Source organism: Deltaproteobacteria bacterium, assembly GCA_016874775.1.
GTDB lineage: Bacteria > Desulfobacterota > Binatia > Bin18 > Bin18 > VGTJ01.
This window is the reverse complement of the sequence record VGTJ01000016.1, coordinates 25,571-48,542: the sequence shown is the minus strand read 5'-3', so window position 1 is coordinate 48,542 and position 22,972 is coordinate 25,571. Positions and strand designations below refer to the sequence as shown.

22 protein-coding genes are annotated in these 22,972 nt (G+C 52.8%); 1 reads left to right on the top strand and 21 read right to left on the bottom strand.

What is annotated here, in order from left to right:
• Window position 1: 1 nt before the first annotated feature.
• The gene (locus tag FJ147_04655; GenBank protein MBM4255171.1) at window positions 2-295 is read right to left on the bottom strand and encodes a hypothetical protein; all 294 of its coding nucleotides are present in this window, start codon (window positions 293-295) and stop codon (window positions 2-4) included.
• A gap of 939 nt (window positions 296-1,234) precedes the next feature.
• Window positions 1,235-2,407 carry a hypothetical protein gene (locus FJ147_04650; GenBank protein MBM4255170.1) on the bottom strand — a complete coding sequence of 391 codons (1,173 nt, stop codon included), beginning with the start codon at window positions 2,405-2,407 and terminating at the stop codon, window positions 1,235-1,237.
• A gap of 330 nt (window positions 2,408-2,737) precedes the next feature.
• Between FJ147_04650 and FJ147_04645 the strand changes: the two genes are divergently transcribed.
• Window positions 2,738-5,932 carry a hypothetical protein gene (locus tag FJ147_04645; GenBank protein ID MBM4255169.1) on the top strand — a complete coding sequence of 1,065 codons (3,195 nt, stop codon included), beginning with the start codon at window positions 2,738-2,740 and terminating at the stop codon, window positions 5,930-5,932.
• 84 nt (window positions 5,933-6,016) lie between these two features.
• On the opposite strand, the gene FJ147_04640 is transcribed toward FJ147_04645, so the two are convergent.
• The 19 genes from FJ147_04640 to rpmJ all read right to left on the bottom strand — a co-directional run bounded on the left by FJ147_04640 (window position 6,017) and on the right by rpmJ (window position 22,963).
• A complete protein-coding gene (locus tag FJ147_04640) occupies window positions 6,017-6,232 on the bottom strand; it encodes a hypothetical protein (protein ID MBM4255168.1) in 216 nt (71 codons plus the stop codon).
• Between the two features lie 357 nt (window positions 6,233-6,589).
• Entirely contained in the window at window positions 6,590-7,216 is a 627-nt protein-coding gene (locus tag FJ147_04635; GenBank protein ID MBM4255167.1) for a hypothetical protein, read from the bottom strand.
• A gap of 479 nt (window positions 7,217-7,695) precedes the next feature.
• On the bottom strand, window positions 7,696-8,187 hold the full coding sequence (gene rfaE2, locus FJ147_04630; protein MBM4255166.1) for a D-glycero-beta-D-manno-heptose 1-phosphate adenylyltransferase: 492 nt from the start codon (window positions 8,185-8,187) through the stop codon (window positions 7,696-7,698).
• A 149-nt stretch (window positions 8,188-8,336) separates the two neighbouring features.
• Complete coding sequence (argC, locus tag FJ147_04625; GenBank protein ID MBM4255165.1) at window positions 8,337-9,389, bottom strand: N-acetyl-gamma-glutamyl-phosphate reductase; 1,053 nt, start codon at window positions 9,387-9,389, stop codon at window positions 8,337-8,339.
• 62 nt (window positions 9,390-9,451) lie between these two features.
• Entirely contained in the window at window positions 9,452-11,689 is a 2,238-nt protein-coding gene (locus tag FJ147_04620) for an LPS-assembly protein LptD (GenBank protein ID MBM4255164.1), read from the bottom strand.
• Window positions 11,686-12,993, bottom strand: a complete 1,308-nt coding sequence (locus FJ147_04615) for a bifunctional folylpolyglutamate synthase/dihydrofolate synthase (protein ID MBM4255163.1) — start codon at window positions 12,991-12,993, stop codon at window positions 11,686-11,688. Before FJ147_04615 ends, FJ147_04620 begins: the two co-directional genes overlap by 4 nt.
• Window positions 12,994-13,083: 90 nt before the next feature.
• Entirely contained in the window at window positions 13,084-13,923 is an 840-nt protein-coding gene (locus FJ147_04610; protein ID MBM4255162.1) for an acetyl-CoA carboxylase carboxyltransferase subunit beta, read from the bottom strand.
• 267 nt (window positions 13,924-14,190) lie between these two features.
• Window positions 14,191-15,000 (bottom strand): tryptophan synthase subunit alpha, encoded by an 810-nt coding sequence (locus tag FJ147_04605; GenBank protein ID MBM4255161.1) that lies wholly within the window; start codon window positions 14,998-15,000, stop codon window positions 14,191-14,193.
• A 5-nt stretch (window positions 15,001-15,005) separates the two neighbouring features.
• Window positions 15,006-16,193, bottom strand: coding sequence for a tryptophan synthase subunit beta (gene trpB, locus FJ147_04600; protein MBM4255160.1), 1,188 nt, complete (start codon window positions 16,191-16,193; stop codon window positions 15,006-15,008).
• Window positions 16,177-16,797, bottom strand: a complete 621-nt coding sequence (locus FJ147_04595) for a phosphoribosylanthranilate isomerase (protein MBM4255159.1) — start codon at window positions 16,795-16,797, stop codon at window positions 16,177-16,179. Before FJ147_04595 ends, trpB begins: the two co-directional genes overlap by 17 nt.
• The gene (gene trpC, locus FJ147_04590) at window positions 16,794-17,576 is read right to left on the bottom strand and encodes an indole-3-glycerol phosphate synthase TrpC (GenBank protein ID MBM4255158.1); all 783 of its coding nucleotides are present in this window, start codon (window positions 17,574-17,576) and stop codon (window positions 16,794-16,796) included. Before trpC ends, FJ147_04595 begins: the two co-directional genes overlap by 4 nt.
• Window positions 17,573-18,592: an anthranilate phosphoribosyltransferase gene (trpD, locus tag FJ147_04585; GenBank protein ID MBM4255157.1), complete on the bottom strand. Its 1,020-nt coding sequence runs from the start codon at window positions 18,590-18,592 to the stop codon at window positions 17,573-17,575. Before trpD ends, trpC begins: the two co-directional genes overlap by 4 nt.
• Before the next feature lie 6 nt (window positions 18,593-18,598).
• On the bottom strand, window positions 18,599-19,576 hold the full coding sequence (locus tag FJ147_04580) for a hypothetical protein (protein MBM4255156.1): 978 nt from the start codon (window positions 19,574-19,576) through the stop codon (window positions 18,599-18,601).
• A 214-nt stretch (window positions 19,577-19,790) separates the two neighbouring features.
• Entirely contained in the window at window positions 19,791-20,195 is a 405-nt protein-coding gene (locus tag FJ147_04575) for a 50S ribosomal protein L17 (protein MBM4255155.1), read from the bottom strand.
• A gap of 24 nt (window positions 20,196-20,219) precedes the next feature.
• Window positions 20,220-21,242, bottom strand: a complete 1,023-nt coding sequence (locus FJ147_04570; GenBank protein MBM4255154.1) for a DNA-directed RNA polymerase subunit alpha — start codon at window positions 21,240-21,242, stop codon at window positions 20,220-20,222.
• 49 nt (window positions 21,243-21,291) lie between these two features.
• Window positions 21,292-21,924 (bottom strand): 30S ribosomal protein S4, encoded by a 633-nt coding sequence (gene rpsD, locus FJ147_04565; protein ID MBM4255153.1) that lies wholly within the window; start codon window positions 21,922-21,924, stop codon window positions 21,292-21,294.
• 72 nt (window positions 21,925-21,996) lie between these two features.
• Window positions 21,997-22,404: a 30S ribosomal protein S11 gene (rpsK, locus tag FJ147_04560; GenBank protein ID MBM4255152.1), complete on the bottom strand. Its 408-nt coding sequence runs from the start codon at window positions 22,402-22,404 to the stop codon at window positions 21,997-21,999.
• Window positions 22,405-22,432: 28 nt separating this feature from the next.
• Window positions 22,433-22,813: a 30S ribosomal protein S13 gene (rpsM, locus tag FJ147_04555; GenBank protein ID MBM4255151.1), complete on the bottom strand. Its 381-nt coding sequence runs from the start codon at window positions 22,811-22,813 to the stop codon at window positions 22,433-22,435.
• A 36-nt stretch (window positions 22,814-22,849) separates the two neighbouring features.
• On the bottom strand, window positions 22,850-22,963 hold the full coding sequence (gene rpmJ, locus FJ147_04550; GenBank protein MBM4255150.1) for a 50S ribosomal protein L36: 114 nt from the start codon (window positions 22,961-22,963) through the stop codon (window positions 22,850-22,852).
• Window positions 22,964-22,972: the final 9 nt, after the last annotated feature.

The window sequence follows — 22,972 nt, the reverse complement described above, 5'->3', positions numbered from 1 at the left end:
CCTACAGGTCTCCGACGATGAGTTTCAAGCGCTCAATATCAAACCCGGTAAGTTTCATGGCGATTGGAACTATACGCTTCTTCCTCGCTCTTAATCGGTAACTTAATTCTTGCCCATGCCTAACGCGACCTTCGAGGTACTCTGGCTTGATTTTGTTTTGTACGTCTAAATACACTCTGGGGCCGATCGGATCTTTTTTCTCACCGTACGAGCACATTTCTACGTTATGGGCGTTTTCGCGAAAATACTTCATGCCGCCAAACTCGAGATAATGCTCAGTCACTTTTGTTGCCATAATCGACTCTCCTTCTATTGTACTCTGTTCGAGTAAGTGAAATTTGACGTTCCCTGCAGGGGTGTAGTCTTTGAGGAGAGAAGATGCGGAAAACGTCGACAAAGTTGTGGGATAGTTGTGGGATAGTTATGGGATGTGCGGCATACGACCTCCTTTCTGCGCGGCTCGATTGTGTGGATGAGCAGGTTTACCTCTGCTGCGCTTTTGTCTTGCGCTATGTAATGAGTTGTACGAATCGTGAGCGGAGAAGTCCTTACAAAGTTCCTACATTCTTCTTTAATTTTTCTTCAGCTGCTGCAGTGAAGAGGCGGTAGGATAGGTTGGGTGGGTCACGTCCCACCCACCTACGTCATTTCTATTGCAACTCGAAAGCTCCGGCATCACAGCCAGCGACGGCGCCGCCAGGCCGAGGTTGGCTGATCTGGTCGAGCGTGAGTGGAGCTCCGGTTGTCGGGTCTGGACAACTATTCCAGCCTGCGCCAAGAGCGTTACTGCCTGTGAGAAGGGCATGAGTCTCCAAAGGATCATTATCGACACCGACGTCTGGCCCACCGTTGTCGCCTAAAACGGTATCGAAATACGTGACACTGGGAAGGGTGAAAGAAGGAAAGGGCCCGCAACTACCCTCTGTATACGTGGTATACCCAGCGGCGGTACTGATACTAGTACCGACAAGATTGTTACGTCCTGCTAAGGGTAGAATGGTGCCCGCGCATGCCGTGCCATCGCCGAAAACGGTCGCCGTACTAGGATCGTCACTATGAGTAATGATGTTGTTGTTTAAGGTTAACGGTTGTTGCGTGGAGAGTGTGGCTCCGGTAGTGGCGGCATTACCATAAAATGTAGAGTTCGCAATAGTGATTGGCCCAGTGGTAAAACCAGCCTCAAAGGCGCCACCCTGACTAGCCTGATTGCTTGAGAACGTACTGTTGACGATATTCAGCTCTTCATACCCAATGTAGAAAATAGCTCCCCCCCCCCGTAGGTAGCGTCGTTAAAAGCGAAAGTGCTGGCTGAGATGCGGGAAGGTGATGCTAAGGCCCCATCGGTGTAGTCTGAAAGCGCACCGCCAAGACTGGCAGAGTTATCCGCAAAACTACTGTGGTTGATGGAATACCTACCGTTTTCACCAGCAAAAATGGCACCACCAGCGCCTTCTGCACTGTTGGTAGTAAAGAAGCTTGTCGTGACTGTAACCCTACCCTCATGAATAGAAACGGCACCACCATCAAAATCTGCCGCGTTATCTTCAAAGGTACTTTTCGTAATTGTTACATCTCCACCACCCGCGTATACTGCACCACCTTCACCCTCCGCGTCATTGTCGTCGAAGGTACTGTCCGAGATCTGCATCGTCCCACCCTCATCAACATAGATACCACCACCGTCCTGGCTGGCGCGATTGTCTTTAACCGTGGAGTTTTGATTGATCTGTACGTTTGCGTTGCCACCTGTTGTATAGATCCCTCCACCATACCGTGCGGTGCTACTCCTGACCGTACTGCCACTGGTCACACGAACCGTTCCTGAATTGTAGATAGCGCCACCGTTTCCTGTTGTAGAACTGGTTTCAATTTCGCTGTTGGTCACTATAAGTGTACCTGTGTTGTAAATGGCTCCACCATTGCTTGTCGCTGTGTTAGCTCTGAGAGCAGTGTTTGACAGCGTAAGGGTAAGTCCGCTGTTGGAGATAGATCCTCCAGTGGAGGCTGCCCCATTTCTCAAATCCAAGTTCGTTAGTGTGACAACGGTAGTCGCTCCGGTGATACTGAAATGCTGACCTGTGCCGTTGGCGTTGAGAATCGAGCGCTTGAGCCCATTTCCCGTGATATTGAGGCTCCTGTTAATCGTGATGTTGTTTACAGTAGGAGACGTCACGGATGAATACGTGACAAAAATGGTGTCTCCTGCGAGAGCTTTTCTAACCGCATGATTGATGGTCAGGCACGGCGAAGTAGCACTTGTACAGGTCTTTGTCCCACTGAAGCCGTCGGTACCAGTGTCGGATACGTACCGATTGACCGCCTCAGCCGTGAGGGGCCACATACATGTCGCGAACAACCCACCGAGTAGCATACGACGAAGAGACAACGCTGAGAAAAAAGAATCCATAACTATTCCTCCTCTATAAAAGGTTGGTAAAAATTGATTGCGTGCGAATACCTAACGTGTACGTAAAAGACGGCAAAAGCGTGCAGGAAGTCGCGGGATTCTCCGTGCGCCGCAAACTCCCTGTTCGCTCTTGCCGTGTGTGATGCATGTACTCTCCTCCTTTCTTGTGTACTCGAGTGATTGGGTGAGCAGGTTTTCCCTCTCCTGCGGACTTGTCTTTCTTCATGCAATAAGGTTTACGAAGTGTGAGAAGGGAAGTCCTTACAAAGTTGCTAAATCTTTCTTTAATTGTTCTTTAATTTTTCTTTGAGCAATGATGAGGTCCGCAGAATGAAGTCAGAGCGTTACGAATTTCCCCCCTTTGTCGTCGATACCCGTGAAGGCAGTTTACGCCGTAACTCTCAAACGATTGCGTTGCGCGCCAAAACGTTCGCGGTGTTGTGTTATCTGCTTGAACGGCCCGGACACCTGGTAAGCAAAGAGGAACTCCTCAAGAACGTTTGGGCAGGAACGTACGTAACAGATAGTACGCTAACCGTATGCATGACGGAGTTACGCAAAGCGTTGGGGGATGGCCCCAAGAAGTCGCGATACATCACGACGGTGACCAAGCGGGGGTATCGATTTGTCGCGGAAGTAGTCAGTAGCGAAAAAGAGACGAGAGACTGGAGGCTCGAGACGAGCCCCTCCCCATCACCAGCCTCTCGTCTCAAGCCTCTAGCCGCACCCATCGTTGGCCGCGATACCGACATTGCTACTCTTCACAACCTGTTCGTTAAAGCGAACAATGGCCAACGCCAACTCGTCTTTGTCACCGGTGAGCCGGGGATCGGCAAGACAACATTGGTTGAGACATTTTTGTTCCGCATTAAAGATAGTCTAAAGTCTCAAACTCCGAACTCCGCACTTTCCTCACCTTCTGAGCCAGCCCCTAGCCTCCAGCCCCTAGCCCCGAGGTGGGAAGTGGCGGTGGGGCGGTGTATTGAGCACTACGGTGCAGGAGAGGCGTATCTGCCGATTCTCGATGCCCTTGGGCACCTGTGCCGTGGCGAAGGTGGAGAGCAAGTGGTGGAACTTCTGAGTCGCCATGCCCCGACGTGGTTGGTACAAATGCCAGAGTTTCTCACCGAGGCAGAGCTGGAAGCCGTGCAGAAACGGGTTGTCGGGGCCACGCGTGAGCGCATGCTCCGTGAGATGACCGGGGCACTCGAAGCTCTCACTACAGATTCTACGCTCCTCTTAGTGCTCGAAGATCTACATTGGAGTGACTACTCAACGCTAGATTTGCTCTCCTTCATCGCACGTCGGCAGTCACCCGCGCGACTGATGATCATCGGCTCGTATCGTCCAGGAGATGTCTTGCGACAAGAGCACCCTTTATACGCTGTGACACAAGAACTCGCGTTGCATGATCACTGCCAAGAAATCAGTTTGCCATATCTCACGCCAGCGCAGGTTGAAGAGTATGTGGCTCGCCGATTCTCCGATGGATCTTTACCGGCGCGGTTGGGCGCGGTGATACATCGGCGTACGGAAGGGAATCCACTGTTTGTTGTGACAGTCGCAAATGAGATACTAGAACAAGGAGTGATAGTACAACGAGGAGAACAATGGGAAATAGTCGGCAACGAAGAGAACCGCGAAGTGCCGGTCGGGCTTCGGCAGTTCATCGAGCAGCAGCTTGAGCGAGTTGGAACAGAAGAGCGAGCAGTGCTGGAAGCCGCAAGTGTGGTCGGGATGGAATTCCCCATTCCCGCTGTTGCCGCGGCACTAGAGAAAACTCCTGCTGAGATTGAAAGACAGTGTGAAGCCCTCTCGCGGCGTCGCCAGTTCGTGCAGGCCCATGATGTGAGCACCTGGCCCGATCGGACGATAACCGTACGCTATAGTTTTCGGCATACGTTGTATCAAGAAGTGCTCTTACGACGCCTGTCGCCCACGCAACGACTACACCTCCATCGGCGGATCGGCGAACGCATCGAGCAGGCATACAACAACAAAACGCAGGAAGTGGCGACCGTTCTTGCCTATCACTTTGAACAGGGGCACGACCCGCACCGGGCTCGCCACTACCATGAACACGCTGCACGCCATGCCCAACAACGCGCAGCGCATCGGGAAGCAGCACACCATTTTCTCCGTGTCATCGAGATGCTGAACGTCCTGCCTGAGAGCGCGGAGCGTGACCAAGATGAATTGATGCTTCAGGTGTCTCTGGCGGCACCGTTGCTCCACTCCAAAGGCTACGCGGTACCGGAAGCCGAGCACTGTTTCGAGAGAATCCGCGAACTGTGCCAACGCCTCGGCGAACAACCGCAATTAGTCGTTGCATTTGTTGGACTCTTTCGTTTCCATTTCTGTCGAGCTGAGTTCGATCTAGCCGAGAAGTTTAGCGCTAGCCTCGTGCAGCAAGTGCAACCATATAGTTCCCCGTCTCTTACGCAGGGAAGTCTACTTACCGTAGCGATGGTGTCGCTCATGCGCGGGCATTTTACGGTTGCTCATCAACAGTTTGTTCTGTGTTCAGATGTCCGAGACCTTGAAGAACAACGGCTCTTTGCTTCGCTTCATGGGGAAGATCCGATCGGTGCGAGTCTTGGCTATTTGGCTTTGACGTTGTGGCATTTAGGTCATTACGACCAAGCACGTTCTACTATGGGCGAAGCGTTACATTGGGCGTCAACCCTTGGACATCCACAGAGTACAGCCATTGTCCACAGCCTGGCGGCTTCTCTCTACAAAAGCCTTCGCGATCCTGAAACCGTCAAAACGCACCTACAAGCGTTGTTGAAGATTGCAACCGACTACGACCTAGACCTGTGGACAACGTTTGGTGCCGTTATAGAGGGCTGGCTTGCGGTTCAACACGGTCAGCCCAAAGAAGGGATTGCACGGATACAACATGGACTCTCGCTCTATCACACGTTTGGCTTCAAACTGGTCGAACCAGAAGCTCTAGCAGCTTTGGCCGAAGCATATCTAGATCTAGGACAACCTGAGGCGGGATTACAAGCGATTGCTTCAGCAATAGCGCAAGTTGAGCAATCCGGACAGCAAAGCCTTGAGGCAGAGTTGTATCGGCTTGCGGGGGAGCTGACGCTTCAGAAGGCAAGTCAAAGTGCAAAAGTCAAAGTGCAAAGTGCAAAAATTTCTGATAGTCGATCCTCAGCCTGCAATCCTCAGTCGTCGTCTGCGCCACAAACCCCTAGTCTCAAGCCCCTAGTCCCAATGGAGGTAATGGAGGAGGCGGAGAGGGCTTTTCACAAAGCCATCCACATCGCCCCGCAGCAGCAAGCCAAGTCACTCGAACTGCGCGCAGTGATGAGCCTCGCGCGGCTACGACAACAACAATTTCTGCAATCTGAATCACGCAACACGCAACACGCAACACGTAATACGCAACACGATACATGCTCTACGCTTACTGAAGCACACCGCATGTTAGCCGAACTCTACGCTTGGTTCACTGAAGGGTTTGACACCCCTGACCTGCGTGAAGCGAAAACTCTGCTAGAGGAGTTGTAGAGAATAGTGGTGGCGACGTCGGCAGCAAAAAATGGGGGCGACCACTAGGTCGCCCCGTGAACTCGTCACGAGAAGAGAGATTCCTTATGCTGGGACCTGCTCATAATGCCATTTGGTGCAGACTTGTTCTGTGTGCCCGGTCACAATGATGCCACCATTGCCATCATCAGAGGCACTGGAACCCACAAGTGCTGTTCCGTATTGATCACACACAAGAGCAGTTTGCGTGAAAGAGATGTTTTCTACACCAGGAAAATCAACTTCTACGAGGGAGAGGTCATCAATGACATTGTTTGCCACTTTGCAGGCTGCTTCCGCCAGTGAAGAGCACAAGAAGTCCGTAACAGCCATGGCGAGAGGAGCAACCGCGTTGTTGATACCCTTCTGGACGTCGGTGACGATCGTGAAGCTCACCTCGACATCGGGACCACCTAGTAGCGTTGCTGCTGTGCCTATACTTGCGGCCAGTGCTCCTCCTTCCAGGGCTGCGATATAATTCTGCGCACTGAGCGCCCATGACTGCGCTGAGGTTGGCCAATCTGCAAATGCTTCGCCAAACGCTTCACAGTCTGTAGAGGTCGCTGAGTTGGCAATTATACCGAATGACCACTCTTCTCCGAGGAGCGTTCCATCTGGCGCTTGCAGGCTGAAACCCGCCTAGCGTCCTGTACTGGCAGCGAGTGGAAGGTTGTAGGATTCCACCTGATTGAAGAGATGGATGAGAATGTCAGAGCTGACGATTGCTCCGGTAATCGGGTCGCGGTATCTGGGACGCGGATAGTTGATGAAGCTAGAATTCACATACAGTTCTGCTGTTGTCACGACAAACGCATCGGTGGTATTGCCTATGATAGGGACTGTCCCGCCAGAACCGAAATTGTAGACCTGCAACGTCATCACTGTCTTCATCTTGACAGTATAGCCACCGTAAGCTGCGGACCCGGTGCCTGAACTTGGTTCGTCTGTGAGATGGTAATAGATAAACTGGTCGTCCTTCGAGACAATGAACCACAACTCACCGTCAACGGTATCTGTCCCAGTCTCGTTGAAAATTGCGCCCCAGGACATGACCGGGTCTGCCGCAAGGTTGGTAACAAACCCCCGTGACAGCAACTGACCATCAAACAGTACGGAAGTGATATAGCCATGAGAATCGGGGGTACTCGTTGTGGCTGTCAGGCCTGTTTGAGGGGTACTTCCGTTCATACGAGCGTGAGTCGCTGGCGTAAAAGTCAGCGTGGCACTCAATAAAAAACACAGAATACGAAATGTTACACGTTTCATAACTATTCCTCCTCAAGGATCTTGAGCTGAATTTGACATATCCTGCAGGATTGATGTCTTAAGTGTAGAAGACGAATCAGCACACAGGAAGTTATGGGAGAATTGTGGGAAAGTTGTGGGATTCGTGACATACGGTCTCCTCTCTTTGCTGCTCCATCGATCAGTACAGTGTATTTTTACCTCCTGAGGAACTGTCTTTTACCATGGAATGAGGTTTACGAAGTGTGAGGAGAAAAGTCCTTACAACGTCGCTAGATCTCTCTTTAATTTTTCTGTGAGCAGGGAGAGGGCGTGGACGATGAAGTCGGCACAGTATGCTTTTCTGCCGTTTGAGGTGGATACGCTGGCAGAAAGCCTATACCGCGGTGCAGAAGCGATCGTGCTGCGCGCGAAGACGGTCACATGCCTGCGCCTTCTGTCGATCGACGTGCAGCAAGGATGAGCAATAGTGAATGGCAGGGAAACGTGGGAATGAAGATCTATGCGGATTGACGGGCAGTCAGAAGAATACGTTCGATAATACCGGTCGTCGAGAGCCCTTCCTGATACGGAATGAGAACGACTTTCCCGCCATTCGCTTCGACAACTTCTCGCCCGACAACGGCCTCAGAATTCCAATCGCCACCTTTGACTAAGACGTGGGGTTGGAGCAGTTGGATGAGCGCGAGTGGCGTGTCTTCATCGAAAATCGTGACGTAATCAACTGCTTCAAGCGCAGATAACATCACAACTCGTTCGTCTTGATTGAGAATTGGGCGTCTCTCGCCCTTGAGTCGTTTGACCGAAGCATCGCTGTTCACGCCAACGATCAACACATCGCCCTGGGCTTTGGCGTGGGTCAACGTGTGAATGTGGCCAGGGTGGAGAATATCGAAACAGCCGTTGGTGAAGACGATGGTGTTGCCCGTCTGGCGGAGGTTGGCAATGAGAGGTGCGAGTATCTGAGCAGGCTGATATTTTGCTGGGAGCATACGACTTGACTCTCCCCCTCACCCTGTCCCTCTCCCACAAGGGGAGAGGGAACCTATAAGCGAAGCCGTTACATCAACGCAACAAGCAAGACGAAAGTGAAGAAGGCAGTCTCTTCAGAAACCAGCCTCTAGTCCCTAGCCCCCAGCCCCTAGGGATGCATCCCCAACATCGTCAACCCGGTCGCTTCCGGCAAACCGAACATCACATTCATGTTCTGCACCGCTGCCCCAGCCGCGCCTTTGACGAGATTGTCGAGCGCGGAGAAGACGACGACACGTCCACGTTTGTTATCAACATCAAGACCGATCTGGCAGAAGTTCGAACCCGCTAACGTTGCCACGCTCGGATACGGCAAGTATTGCCACGACACTTTCGGGTCTTTATCCATATCGAGAATCTGGACAAAGTACTGGCCTTGATAAAACTCTTTGAACAGATCGAGCACTTGCCCACGATCAAGATGATCGGTCAGGAATCCGTGACAGGCGGCCAGAATGCCGCGTGAGAATGGCGCATAGAACGGAGTGAAGTTAATCTGGAGTTTCTCTCCGGCAATCACTGACAGTTCTTGTTCTGCTTCGTAGGTATGACGATGATCGGTCACGTTATACGCAAAGACCGAGTTGCCGATCTCTGCATGCTGGCTCTGCGTCTCGGGAACGGCACCAGCACCAGAGGTACCAGACATGCCATCAACCAAGATGTGTTCAAGGTCTATCAATCGCTCTTTAATGAGCGGAGCAAGTCCGAGGATCATCGCCGTGGCAAAGCAGCCAGGATTGGCAATAAGTCGCGCTTTCTTGATGTCGTCACGCCGGAGTTCGGTCAGCCCGTATGGTGCTTCACCAACCAAATTCCAGCACGTATGCTTTGCCTTGTAGACCGTCTCAAAAATTTCACGATTCTTGAGCCGAAAGTCTGACCCAAGGTCGATCACCTTGCTGCCTTGCTCCAGAAATCGCTCCGTATGCAACATCGACTCTCGTGATGGAGTACACAGGAAGACGACATCTCCTCCGCGTGCTTCTTCAAGGGTAATAAATTCCAGCCCCATGCCATAGAAATTACGGTGAAGGTGTTCGAGCTTCTTGTCACCGCGAGAGGTCACCCATTTGACGCGTGCGGATGGGTGCTGCAACAGAATGCGTAACAGCTCACTACCGGTATACCCAGAACCACCAACGATGCCGACTTCTATCATCGCTCCGTCCTCCTAGCGCCTTACCTTCGCTGAAGCCATGAGAAAATGCAATCCACGAGCAGTTAGAACGCCGCTCGGCCAGAGGAACTTAACCCCACGAAGGTGAAGAAGACGCGAAATTCCAGTTCTTGCGGGTTCACACGATCAATCAGCCCAAGATCGACATACCAGCATTTCTGCGGCGAGATGAATCGAACAAAATAGCGATTCCCAATGAACGACGCAGCATTGAAATCATAGCGCCCCATGTACGCGGTCGTGAGGTAGTCGTTCAGACGAAAGATCACATACGCATTCATTTCTCGGAGTAAGCGGCGATCAGCAATCGTTCGGTACGAAACCCCAACGGTCGTGCGTCGCTGCAGATGTTGGAGTAATGGACTCGTCGCCGGTAACGGACGGGGGTCGGTAAGAAACGCCCCAACGCGAATAGTTGTTGGGTCTCCGCGGGCCACGTCATATGTCGAATCGAAGGAGAAGGTCGCATACGGAAGTGGCTGAAGGCGCGCGCTCAAATCCAGATCTGAATATTTATCCCCGAGGCGGCCAATCGGACGCGAGGGGTCGTAGGCGTGTCGAATAGAGAAACGGGCGAGTTCGCGAACTTGCGTTGTTTCGACCTCGCCAGACTCCGTCGTCGTTGACGACGCGAACTTCCCCAAGATGTAGTTATCAACGCCATACACAAAGAGGTTCCGTTTATTGATGCGATCCAATGCATCATACAACGGGAGATCAAGCTGATTGACATACGGAGTATAGTAATAACTCACGGTTGGTTCGATCACATGATGGAGCTGTCGCAACTTCCCCCACCGTGCATCGAAGACTCGTGAAATACGAGTCCCGACCTCAGCCTGGAATTGCACGGTTTCACGGGTACGGTCACCCCGTAGTCGGCCACCTTCAGGAAGTGGCGAAAAGTCGGGGTATCTCTGGGAATCGGGAAAGACGTCTTCAGAGGTCATGTGATAAATGGTCTCGCGGCCAGTGACCTTGACCGAACCAAAGAGGTACTTTCCCAGATGAAAAGGCATGCCTATCCACGGGGCAATATCGAGACGTTGCCCAGCGTAGCCACGGTTACGATAGAAGTCCGCACCGTCGATACTGATACCAACGTCCAATCGATCCTTCCAGATCCGGCGCTGCCCTTGGAACTGTAAACGTGGCAACTCTTGAAAGGCAAAATCTTGATTTCGGCGTAAATCTTGATAGTAGGCAGCCTCACCACGAAACAGGGCGTGCTGCCAGGTTTTTACCGCACCAGCCCGTGAGTCGGTGAAACGGCGCGTGCGCAGATCCCAATCGTCTATCTCGAGTGCCGATCGCAGATTGAGCGCCCGATGGCTAATTTCTCGCAAAAAGAAGTCGTCGCTGACAAAGAAAAGGTCGCTATACAAACGCCAGCCATTGCCGAGTAACTGACGGTGAGCGCCAGTGACGCTCCAGCGATTCATGGGCGAGGTTGTCGACGCTGGTCCACGAATTCGCTCGTTGAAGTACGAGGCAGAAAGTATACCTTCTGTGGTTTCATTGGGAGCATAACGAAACTCCCCCCACATTCCGATACGAGCGCTGGTTTCCAGGTCAGTAGTGACCGTTGCGTCATAGCTCTTATTAATCGCCCAGTAGAACGGTTGCTGCCAGACAAACCCGCGCTTGCTGGAGAACCCATAATTCGGAGACAGGAATCCGCTCTGCCGATCACTCGTCACAGGAGCCGATCCATATGGAACATACAGCAACGGAAAATTACGGACACGAAATACTCCGTCGCGTACAGTCCCTTGGCCGTGCAAGTTGACATCGATCGTGCGACCGCCGATACTCCAATCGGCTTTAGCAAAATCGTCGCATTGGCATGTCGTCAATGCCCCATTCTCGATGTGATAGCTTTGGCCGTATGACTTCTGCAGGCTTTTCCCAGTCAGTACATATTGCTGTCGTGGCAGCGTCACTGTCCCATTGGTAATATCACCGGTCTCATTCTCCATTTCGACGCGCATGGCATCAGCTTTGATATTGCCCTGATCAGACTGCAGCGTCACGTTTCCCTTCGCATTCATTTCATTGGTGTCGCGGTTCACACTGATCGAATCGGCTGAAAGTTTTGTCGTGCCTTTCGTGACCACCGCGTCACCAGTTGCCGTTGCAACATTGCTTTGCTGTTCATAGGTCAACGTATTACCTTTGATCTGGACAGGCTCATCCAGCTCCGCGCTCTCATCTTGAGCCCAGGCGGACGAGAGCAGCAGCCAGACCATCAACCCAACCACAACCTGCCACCGATGTTTCACGCGGTTGCTCCTTGTTCTCGCTCAAGCAGAGGTTTCATCGCGGTTGGCGCAAACAGGGGATACACTTCTCCAACTAAAAACAACGAACCGGCGATGAGCACCGCTTCGTCTGATGGTGTTGAGGCAAGGAGGTGTCGACAGGCAGCTTGCGCATTATCAACGATGTGGACTGGACAGAACGGCGCAAAGGCGTCCCGCAATAGTGCAGGATCTTCAGCACGTGATTGTTGCACGCGAGTCACAACCGCTTCCGTTATCAATGGGGCAAGAAGTGGAATCATTACCCGCCAGTCTTTATCTCGCATTACCGCAAAGAGCAACTTCACCCGTCTGCCTTGTAAGAGTGCTGGCAATTCTGCCACCAGTGTCTGCATGGCTTGGGAATTGTGCGCTCCGTCCAAGATCACGAGTGGCTGCCGGGACACAATTTCTATTCGCCCTGGCCAGCGGGCACTCAGTAACCCCTGGCGCACCTGGGTTTCATTGATCGGGAAAGTCTGGTGCGCCAATTCAAGTGCGGCAAGTGCTGTCGCTGCGTTGTTATGCTGGAACTGTCCACGTAAACCCAGATGCAAATCGTGCAGTTGCCAACGAAGGCCTATGTAGTGTCCAGAGCCATCCCGCTGTTGCGCTACGGTAAAATTTTCCCCAAGAAGATACGCGGTACTCTCGCGTTCACGAGCGATGGAACAGAGCACCTCTCGACTTTCTGCCTCCATCCGACCGATCACCGTTGGCACGTGCGATTTAATGATCCCGCCTTTCTCACGCGCAATCTCAGCGATGGTATTGCCGAGATACGCTTGGTGATCAAGGCCAATGCTGGTAATCACTGCCACCAACGGTGTCAGGACGTTGGTAGCATCGAGTCGTCCGCCAAGCCCCACTTCAACGACCGCGACATCGACCGATGCTTGCGCAAAAGCACGAAAGGCGAGTACGGTCATCATCTCAAAAGGCGTCAGCTTGATTCCTGCCGGTTCAATCTCCGCACGAATCGCGGCGACACCGTCGATCACTTCTTGTTCACTAATCCAGGTATCGCCAAGACGAATACGTTCACGAAAATCGACCAGGTGTGGAGACGTGAACAGACCGGCACGATAGCCTGCCGCAGTCAACATCGCATACAAAAAAGTCGCGGTTGAACCTTTGCCATTGGTTCCAGCGACATGCAGCGCCGGGTAGCGAAGCTGCGGTGACCCGCAAAGCTGTAAGGCCGCGGCAACACGTTCGAGTTTCAGATCCATGCGCTCGACTTCGAGTCGGTACACATGGTCGAGGGTTTGTTGGTAGGACAACATGAGGGCAATGAAAAATTAAGAATGAAAAATGAAAAATTTCGAAGAATCCTTGGCAGATTTTTTTATCATTAATTTTGCATTTTTAATTTTTCATTTTTCATTCTTTGCCTTGTCATCACACAGCAGCCCTAACACCTGATGCAACACGCGCCGCAACTCCGCGCGCTCGACCACCAAGTCTACCATGCCATGCTCGAGGAGAAATTCTGCACGTTGGAATCCCAGGGGTAATTTTTCACGAATGGTCTGTTCGATGACTCGCGGCCCAGCAAAACCGATCAGTGCTTGCGGCTCGGCAATGTTGATGTCGCCCACCATACTGAGCGAGGCAGCAACACCACCAGTCGTCGGGTCAGTCATCACTGATAGATATGGCAATCCCTGTTCGCGTAAGCGACCCAGCGCCATATTGACCTTGGCCATTTGCATCAAAGAAAGGACACCTTCTTGCATACGTGCGCCACCTGAGGCAGCAAAAAAGATCACTGGCAAACGTTCGCGAATCGCATGTTCGATAATGCGTGTCAGCCGTTCGCCAACGATGACACCCATACTGCCACCGAGAAAAGCGAAGTCAAAAATCCCGAGCGCCACGGCACGACCATGAATCGTGGCAACGCCACAAACCACCGCTTCTTGGTGTCCAGTTTTGGCTTGTGTAGACGCTAACCGTTCGGCGTAGGGTTTGCGATCAGTAAAGTGCAGTGGATCGTTCGACTGTAACGTCGAGTCATGTTCAGTGAATGATCCCCGATCGACAGTGATGAGGAGTCGTTGCTCAACCGTTAAACGCAGATGGGCATTGCATTTGGGGCAAACAAACAGACGACGCTCAACTTCTTTACGAAACAGAATCTCCTGGCAGGATGCACATTTGATCCAGATTGACTCGGCTTCCTCTTGGACAGGGCGTTGGTCAACAGCGGCCATTGTCCCCTCCTTAGGTTGGGGTGTTCTTGGTATTGCAACTCACCTAAACCAAACTTCAAGGGTTCAGTACACCATCGTTGTCACCCTGAACCCTTCGACAGGCTCAAGACAGGCTTCGTGAAGGGTCTCTCAGAGAGATTCTTCGCTTCGCTCAGAATGACAGCATCGGTTGGTGGCCTCATCAAGCATACACAGGTGAGCGGCGAGAAAGAAGTCGTGCGCGCAGCACCCGCTACGTTGCAGGGTTCCGATTTCATACGGTTCAACTCATGACTGCCGCGCTGTGCGGAGCGCTTGCTTCAAGCTTCCGACAAATGCCCCCGCGCGAGCCACGAGGTCAGGCTGATCACAGTGAGTTTCTATAATACGAGAAATCGCACTGCCAACGATCACTGCGTCAGCAATCATCGCCACGTGGGCGGCTTGCTCCGGCGAGGAAATACCGAACCCAACACCGACCGGGACTGGAGAAATTGCGCGAATCCGCCTGACCATCTCTCCCAAATCTTCCGGCAACGAGTCTCGAGTCCCAGTCACTCCGGCTACAGAGACGTAATAGACAAAGCCACGTGCACGGGTAAGGACTTTGCGTGCGCGCACGAGAGAGCTGGTCGGTGCAAGAAGAAAAATCAGATCGAGGTCGGCACGGTCGGTCTCCTGTTTCAGTTCATCCGCTTCTTCAGGAGGCAGATCGACACACAATACTCCATCGACCCCAGCAACATGCCCATCATCGGCAAACTGAGCACCACCATAACGGAAAATCGGATTGTAATAGGTAAACAGGATCAACGGTACGGTCGCCTTTTGTCGCAGGCGTTGGACCATAGCGAGAATCTGACGGAGAGAGGTTCCGCTTTTCAGCGCACGTTCTGCCGCCAGTTGGTTGGCTGGCCCATCGGCCATCGGATCAGAAAACGGCACGCCTAACTCGATGAGGTCTGCTCCCTGACGGGCAAATTCCAGTACCAGTTGCTCGGTGGTCTCCAGATGCGGATCACCAGCCGTAATGTAAGGAATTAACGCCACTTCGCCACGCGCCTTTAAGTTGGCGAAAGTCTCCGCTATACGTGTCATAACTATTAGTGAACCGTTCCCAAAAAGCGCGCCACGGCTTGCAAATCCTTGTCCCCACGCCCGGAGAGATTGAGCACGACGATGTCGTCGCGACGAAGTCGGGGCACGAACATCGCCGCATAGGCAATCGCGTGAGAACTCTCAAGCGCTGGAATGATGCCCTCGGTCTCAGCCAGTAGCTGCATCGCCGCAACCGCTTCGGCATCTTTGACTGTCACATACTGTACCCGCTTTTGATCGTTGAGATAGCTCAATTCAGGCCCGACGCCAGGATAATCAAGGCCTGGAGCCAATGAATACGTATCACGAATCTGGCCATTCTCATCTTGCAGCACATAACTCTTGCTCCCGTGCAGTACACCGATGTGCCCACCAGAGATCGACGCTGCGTTTTGCCCGTCCCCAAGACCACCGGCTTCAACGCCGATCATGCGTACCGAACTGTCATGCAAAAATGGCGCAAAAAGCCCCATCGCGTTACTTCCCCCACCAACGCACGCGATCAGATAGTCGGGTAAACGTTTTTCATGTTGGAGAATTTGTTTCTTGGCTTCGCGACCGATCACCGCCTGAAAGTCGCGGACAATCATGGGGTAGGGATGCGGACCAGCAACCGTACCAATGACATAGAAGGTCGACGCCACATGCGAGATCCAATCGCGCAAGGCCTCGTTCATTGCATCTTTTAGCGTTCGCGTCCCACTTTTTACTTCGCGGACCTTCGCCCCAAGCAGGCGCATACGAAAGACATTCGGCTCTTGGCGGGCGACATCATCACTGCCCATGAAGACTTCACACTCAAGTCCAAATAAGGCAGCAACGGTTGCCGTTGCAACACCATGTTGCCCAGCGCCGGTCTCGGCAATGAGGCGACCCTTTTTCATTTGTCGCGCAAGGAGTGCTTGGCCAATCGTGTTGTTGATCTTGTGTGCGCCAGTGTGATTCAGATCTTCACGTTTCAGATAGACCTTGGCACCGCCCCACCGTTCAGTAAGGCGCTTCGCAAAAGTGAGGGGGGTTGGGCGACCGACATACTCTTGCAGCAACGTGCGCAGTTCACGCTGAAAGGTAATGTCGCGCCGACTTCGTCGATAGAGCTCTTCAAGCTCTAACAAGGCGGGCATTAAGGTTTCGGCAACATACCGCCCCCCATAAGGGCCGAAGTGTCCGCCAGCATCAGGTTGTCTTGGCATTGGTAATAAACGCTCGTACTTTTTCTGGATCTTTGCGGCCAGGAGCAGACTCAACTCCACTGGCAACATCAACCGCCCACGGTCGAACCGCCTGCACAGCTTCAGTCACATTCTCTGGAGTCAGTCCACCGGCAAGAATCAGGCGGTTACGGCAGTCTACTGGAAGAGTCGTCAGACGCTCCCAAGAGAATCGCTCGCCTGTTCCCCCGTATCGTCCAGGCTTGAGAGTGTCAAGGAGGAGGTAATTCACCGGAAATTGCTGCCAGTCTGGCAATGGCCCATCCACTGGAACTCGTAGCGCTTTAATCGTTATACATGACCAGTGCTGAACATCGGTAGTGGTTTCGTCCCCATGAAATTGCACGGCATGCAAGCGCAACTGGCTGCAGAGATCAGCAATATGGGCCCGCTCCGCGTTGACGAATACGCCGACACAGTGGACATGCTCTGGCAACACCGCACGAATAGCGTGAGCAGTGGCGAGCGACACGTAACGAGGGCTTGGAGGGTAGAAGTTGAGACCGATGAGATCCGCACCGTGATCGACCGCTAGCAGGGCATCATCAACACTCGTCACCCCGCAAATCTTCACCCGAACGCTCACAGCTCTCCTCGAATCAGTCCGCGCAACGGCCCCCCAGGATCAGGAGCGGCCATAAACGTTTCACCGATCAGAAATGCTTTCACTCCCAGTGATTCAAGTCGGGTCAACTGCGCACTCCGTGACAGACCACTTTCAGATACAACGATTGTCTCTTTGGGAACCAGGCGCACCAACCGTTCGCTGGTTTCAATCGTGGTATGAAACGTGCGCAAATCACGATTGTTGACGCCAAGCAGTTCAGCACCACCGGCAAGGGCACGTTCAAGTTCGCCTTCGTCGTGGACTTCCACCAGACAATCGAGGCCAAGCGCATGAGCGAGGCCACTCAGTTCATTCATTTGCCCATCAGATAAGATCGACACGATCAAGAGGATGGCGCTCGCCCCGAATGCGCGCGCTTCATACACTTGATATGGATCAAAGAGGAAGTCTTTGCGTAACAATGGGCAGCGTACCTGTTCACGAATCAGGCGCAAGTAATCGAGGCTCCCCTGAAAGAACCGACTTTCCGTCAGCACCGAGATCGCTGCCGCTCCGTTGGCTTCATAGGTTTTCGCTAAAGAAAGCGGTTCGAAATCTGCACGAATCACACCTTTTGAAGGCGAAGCTTTTTTCACCTCAGCAATGATCGTGCGCCCAGGCCACTCACGCAGTGTTTTGGTGAACGGCAATGGCATGGCATGAAACAGGGGCATATCCTGCAGTTGCTGAAGAGACACGCGTTGTTTCTGCGTCGCGAGTTCAGTTTTTTTGTACGCTACAATGTCGTCGAGAATCATACGGTTCCTGTGTGGGTCAGAGCCACAAATCGCTCTAAGGTTCGCGCTGCGGAACCACTATCAATCGCCATACGAGCGCGTTCAACCCCGACCGCGATAGAGGGAACGGCATCACCAGCATACAACGCTGCCCCAGCGTTGAGGAGCACGATGTCTCGGTGAGGGCCGTGGGTGCCCGCAAAAATTGCGCGAATGATGTCAGCCGATTCTTGGGCGCTTTGTACTTGCAATGCTGCCAACGAACAGCGAGTGAAACCGAACTCTTCCGGAGTCAGGGTTGCCGTATGCAAAGCACCGTTACGCCATTCAGCCGCAACGGTCGGCGCAGTCAAGGAAATTTCGTCGAGTCCATCTTCCCCATGTACCACTAACGCATGAACGCTGCCCAGCCGCCCCAACGCTTCAGCTAGCGGCGTCACCCACTGCTGCGCAAACACTCCTAACAGTTGGTGACGTGCTCCAGCAGGATTGGTCAGCGGTCCAAGGACATTGAACATCGTCCGGATACCGATCTCGCGACGAGGACCAACGGCATGGCGCATCGCCCGATGGAAGGCTGGTGCTAAGAGGAAACCAAAGTGCACTTCGTGCAGACAGTGCTCGACCTGGGCGGGCGTCAGTTCAACATGAGCCCCAAGAGTCTCAAGGACATCCGCACCACCGACGGCACCAGACATAGCGCGGTTACCGTGCTTGGCAACTCTCAGACCAGCCGCTGCAGCCACAAAGGCGGATGCGGTAGAAATATTAAACGTATGACGACCGTCACCACCAGTGCCACAGGTATCGAGTACCGCAGACGGAGCATGGACTTTCGCAGCCAACTCACGCATGACGCGTGCAGCCCCGGTAATCTCAGCGACGGTTTCTCCTTTAATATGGAGAGCGGTGAGAAGCGCACCAATCTGCGCTGGTGTCGCTTGCCCATCCATGATCTCGGTCATGACCGCAGCCATTTCGGCTTCCGTCAGATCACGACCTGTCACAACCTGAGCAATCGCTTCTCTAACCGTCATACATCCTTACTCTGTCACCAGGTACGCTTGTGAGAAGCGACCTTCGCGACGGAAGCGACCAACGGTAGCCGCCGCTTCCCCTTGTTTCCCAAAACTGCCGATACGAACACGATAGAGCGTCTCGCCGTTGATTTGCACCTTGCTTACGGAGGGACGATAACCTAACTCACGGAGTTCCCGCGCCATATCCTGAGCGGTTTCTTGATATGTCGTCGCACCAACCTGTACTCGCCATGCCGAAGTCGCGGGAGATTTCGCCACTTTCTTGGCAATCTCTTGTGGCTTCTTTACTTCACTACTCTTGCCATCCTCTGCTCGTTTTCCCTCGGCCACGACGGATCGAGGCCGAGCGGGTGGCTCGGTTCTTTCAACATGAGCAACCGTCACTGGTGTCGGTCGCTTCGCGGTGTTCTCTGCACGTTGAGTAACTGTGGGACTGGGCTTTTCTGTCCGTGCAGCAATTGTGGTCGTCGCTTTTTCTGGCCGTGATTCCACAGCCACAGGGATCTTCGGAGCGAAAGGTTCAGCGGGTGGTTTCGTTCGCGCTGGTCTCGGGTCTTCTTTCACAACTAGTGATGAAACCGTTCGCGGCTCTTTCGTTGCGGGAGTGGGGACAGCTGACGGCGAGAGCCTCGGTTTTTCTTGGGCTGGACGCTGAGTCACCTCCGCTCGTGGTAACGGGGGCGTGGGTGAAACGGATTTCTCGCTTGTTACTGGCCACGTCATTGACGTTTGACTCGTCGCGTCAGTCCGCACCGCAGCATTGGATTCACTTGTCGGCGTTGTTCTTGTGACGATCGGGTCAGGAACGGGGCTGATTGGAACACGAACCACATGAGAAGGAGCGACCACTTTCCGTCCCCCAACCTCCCGCCCTACATACACACCAGAAACAAAGATTAAAAAAGAGGCAAGCAATATACTACCCAGGAGCAAGCCACCTTCCACGCCATTGAAACGAAACCCATAGTGCCGTCCTGTCATTGTCACACCCCTCCCACATCCCCACCTACCACAATCCACAAAGGGGGAAGCTAGTTCTTTCGCATTCCTCCTTCATTTAGCATGACTTTTTCGTCTCGTCACGCTTTTTTCTTGCGGCATCTTCAAATGCAGTCACAGTTGCCCCAAAAGCGAAGGGGGAGGCCGATAAACAGCGCTCCCCCTTCATACAGAAGTCCAGGTGTCAGAATGTTGTCTATGAAGTCTGTTGGCTTCCAGCTCCTTCAGCCTTTGTCTTTTTCTCTCCGCGTTCGGTGAATTCAACAATCGACAGTGGCGCGGCATCGCCTCGTCGGATACCAATTTTCAACACTCGGGTATAACCACCAGCGCGCCCTTGAAAGCGTGGAGCAACCTCATCGAACAGGCGGTGGACAAGCGCTCTGCTACCAAGATAGGCAAAGGCCAAACGACGGGCATGGACAGTATTGCGTTTTCCTAGCGTGACAATTCTATCAGCCCAACGGCGGAGTTCTTTTGCTTTGGCATCCGTCGTACGAATCTGTTCTCGCAGGAGTAAAGCCTTCACGAGGTTACGCATGAGCGCCTTGCGGTGCGCTGCACTGCGGTTCAGTTTTCGTCCATCTTTAAGATGTCGCATAATTACTTCTCTTCTATCAAATCGTTATTGGCTTACCTCTGCGGCAGCACGGAGTCGCTCAAGTTCTTCGCGCGAAGGATAATTATCAATCCGCATTCCCAATTCCAATCCCATCGACTGCAAAGCTTCCTTAATTTCATTTAAAGATTTGCGGCCAAAATTCTTGGTCTTGAGAAGAGCCCCTTCCGTTTTCTGTACCAACTCGCCGATGTAACGAATGTCTGCGCTCTGCAAACAATTCGCTGAACGTACAGAAAAGTTCAGTTCTTCGATGGGACGGAAGAGGTTCGTACTCTGCGGTACTGGGATTTCCTCACGCACCTCAAAGGGGCGCTCGCTCTCTTCCGGCGTACTGACAAAGATCCCTAGTTGATCCTGGAGAACCCGTGCGGCATCTGTTACTGCTTCATCCGGACGAATACTCCCATCGGTCCATACCTCCAGGGTTAGTCGCTCGTAGTCTGTTCGTTGCCCAACCCTGGCATTGGTAACGGTAAAATTCACTTTACGAACAGGAGAAAAAGCCGCATCAAGGAAAATAGTGCCTACCGGGCTTTCATCCATAGCTTTATGGCGTTCAGCAGTGATGTAACCACGCCCACGTCGAATCGAAGCTTCAATTTCAAGGCGGGCGCCCTTGCCAAGGGTAGCAAGGTGCACTTCAGGATTGAGGATATCAACGTGCGGTCCCACTGTGAGATCGCCAGCTACAACCCGGCGTTCACCACGTAAATCAAGACGCACTGCTTCAGCGTCGCTCTCACGTAACCGGAAACGGATTTCCTTCAGATTCAGCAGAATATCGGTCACATCTTCGGTGACACCAGCGATGGTGGAAAACTCGTGTAACACATCGCGAATTTTGACTTTGGTGATCGCAGCCCCAGGCAGAGAAGACAGTAGCACACGTCTGAGTGAAGTTCCTAACGTCGTCCCAAATCCACGTTCGAACGGTTCTCCAACAAACCGACCATATGTCGAAGTGAGCGTCTTCCCTTCAACCTCCAAGGCCTTGGGTTTAATTAGGTCACGCCAACTGTCTTGCATCCTGCTCCCTCTTCCCAGTACTCATCATCCCCAGAGTACCGAACCAGCATTACACTTTCGAATACAATTCGACAATAAGCTGCTCATTAACCGGTAGATTCAACTGCTCGCGGGTTGGTAACGATCGGACCCGGCCAGTGAACGTATCTTTGTTCACTTCTAGCCATTCCGGTACTCCACGACGTTGAGCAAGGTCAACAGACTCTTGAATCCGCGCGATCTTACGGCTTGCTTCTTTCACTTGCACTTCATCGCCTGAATTGACAAGGTATGAAGGAATAGTCACCCGGCGTTGATTCACGAGAAAATGTCCATGTCGTACTAATTGCCGGGCCTCTGCGCGAGAGGTAGCGAACCCCATGCGGTACACCATGTTGTCGAGGCGCTGCTCAAGCAACGAGACAAGATTCTCGCCGGTAATTCCTTTGCGCCGTTCAGCCAAACCAAGGAATCGGCGGAAGGGAACTTCCAGCATACCGTAGATACGACGGAGTTTCTGTTTTTCCCGCAACTGTACGCTGTACTCAGTTGCCTTTCTTCCACGTCCTTGCCCATGCTGACCAGGAGGGTATGCCCTCCTCTCGATGGCGCACTTGTCGGTATAGCAGCGCTCTCCTTTGAGAAAGAGCTTAATTCCTTCGCGCCGACACATCCGGCAGACCGGACCGATGTTGCGAGCCACAAAACCTCCTGCTTTTCCTGTTCCCTGACTATCGTACTGAATTTCCCCAAAAGAGTAACACCGCCTCAGTGATCAGACACGTCTACGCTTTGGCGGACGACATCCATTGTGAGGGATAGGGGTTACGTCACGAATGACATTAATCGCAAACCCGGCAGCTTGTAGAGACCGTAACGCAGACTCTCGCCCAGCGCCTGGGCCTTTGACGTGGACTTGGACATTGCGCATACCTGCATCTGCGGCTTTACGGGCGGCACTTTCTGCTGCGACTTGAGCAGCAAATGGTGTTCCCTTCCGTGATCCTTTAAAGCCAACCGTTCCAGCACTTGCCCACGCAATCACATTTCCTTGTGGGTCAGTAATACTCACAATCGTATTATTGAATGTCGAATGAATGCACACCACTCCTTCAGGAATTGCCTTGCGGGTTTTCTTTTTTCGTGGTGCCGATGCACGTTCAGCCGCTGCCGCTTTCGCCATGAACTCTCTCCTCTATGTTCTCGTCAGTTTACTTCGTCGGAGCTTGCTTCTTACCGGCAACGGTACGTCGTGGCCCCTTGCGAGTACGCGAATTGGTTCGTGTCCGTTGCCCTCGCACTGGCAGATTCTTACGATGCCGTAGTCCACGATAGGAACCGATATCGAGATGGCGCTTAATAGAGGCCGTGATGTCGCGTCGCAAATCTCCTTCGACTCGATACGATTGGTCAATGACTCGACGAATGCTAACGACTTCTTCATCTGTCAGATCATCTGTTTTCTTGCCAATATTCACTCCGGCTTCGGTTAAGATCCGCACTGCCGTCGTTCTGCCGATGCCATAGATGTAAGTGAGCGCGATTTCTGACCGCTTATTACGTGGCAATTCAATACCTGCGATACGTGCCATACGTTTCCTCCGCTCCGGTTCACCTGTGTGGGAGCATTAGCCTTGTCGTTGTTTATGGCGCGGATTCTCGCAGATGACGCGAATCACGCCGGCCCGGCGAATGATCTTACATTTGCGACAGATTTGTTTCACAGAAGCCCTGACTTTCATAGATCTATC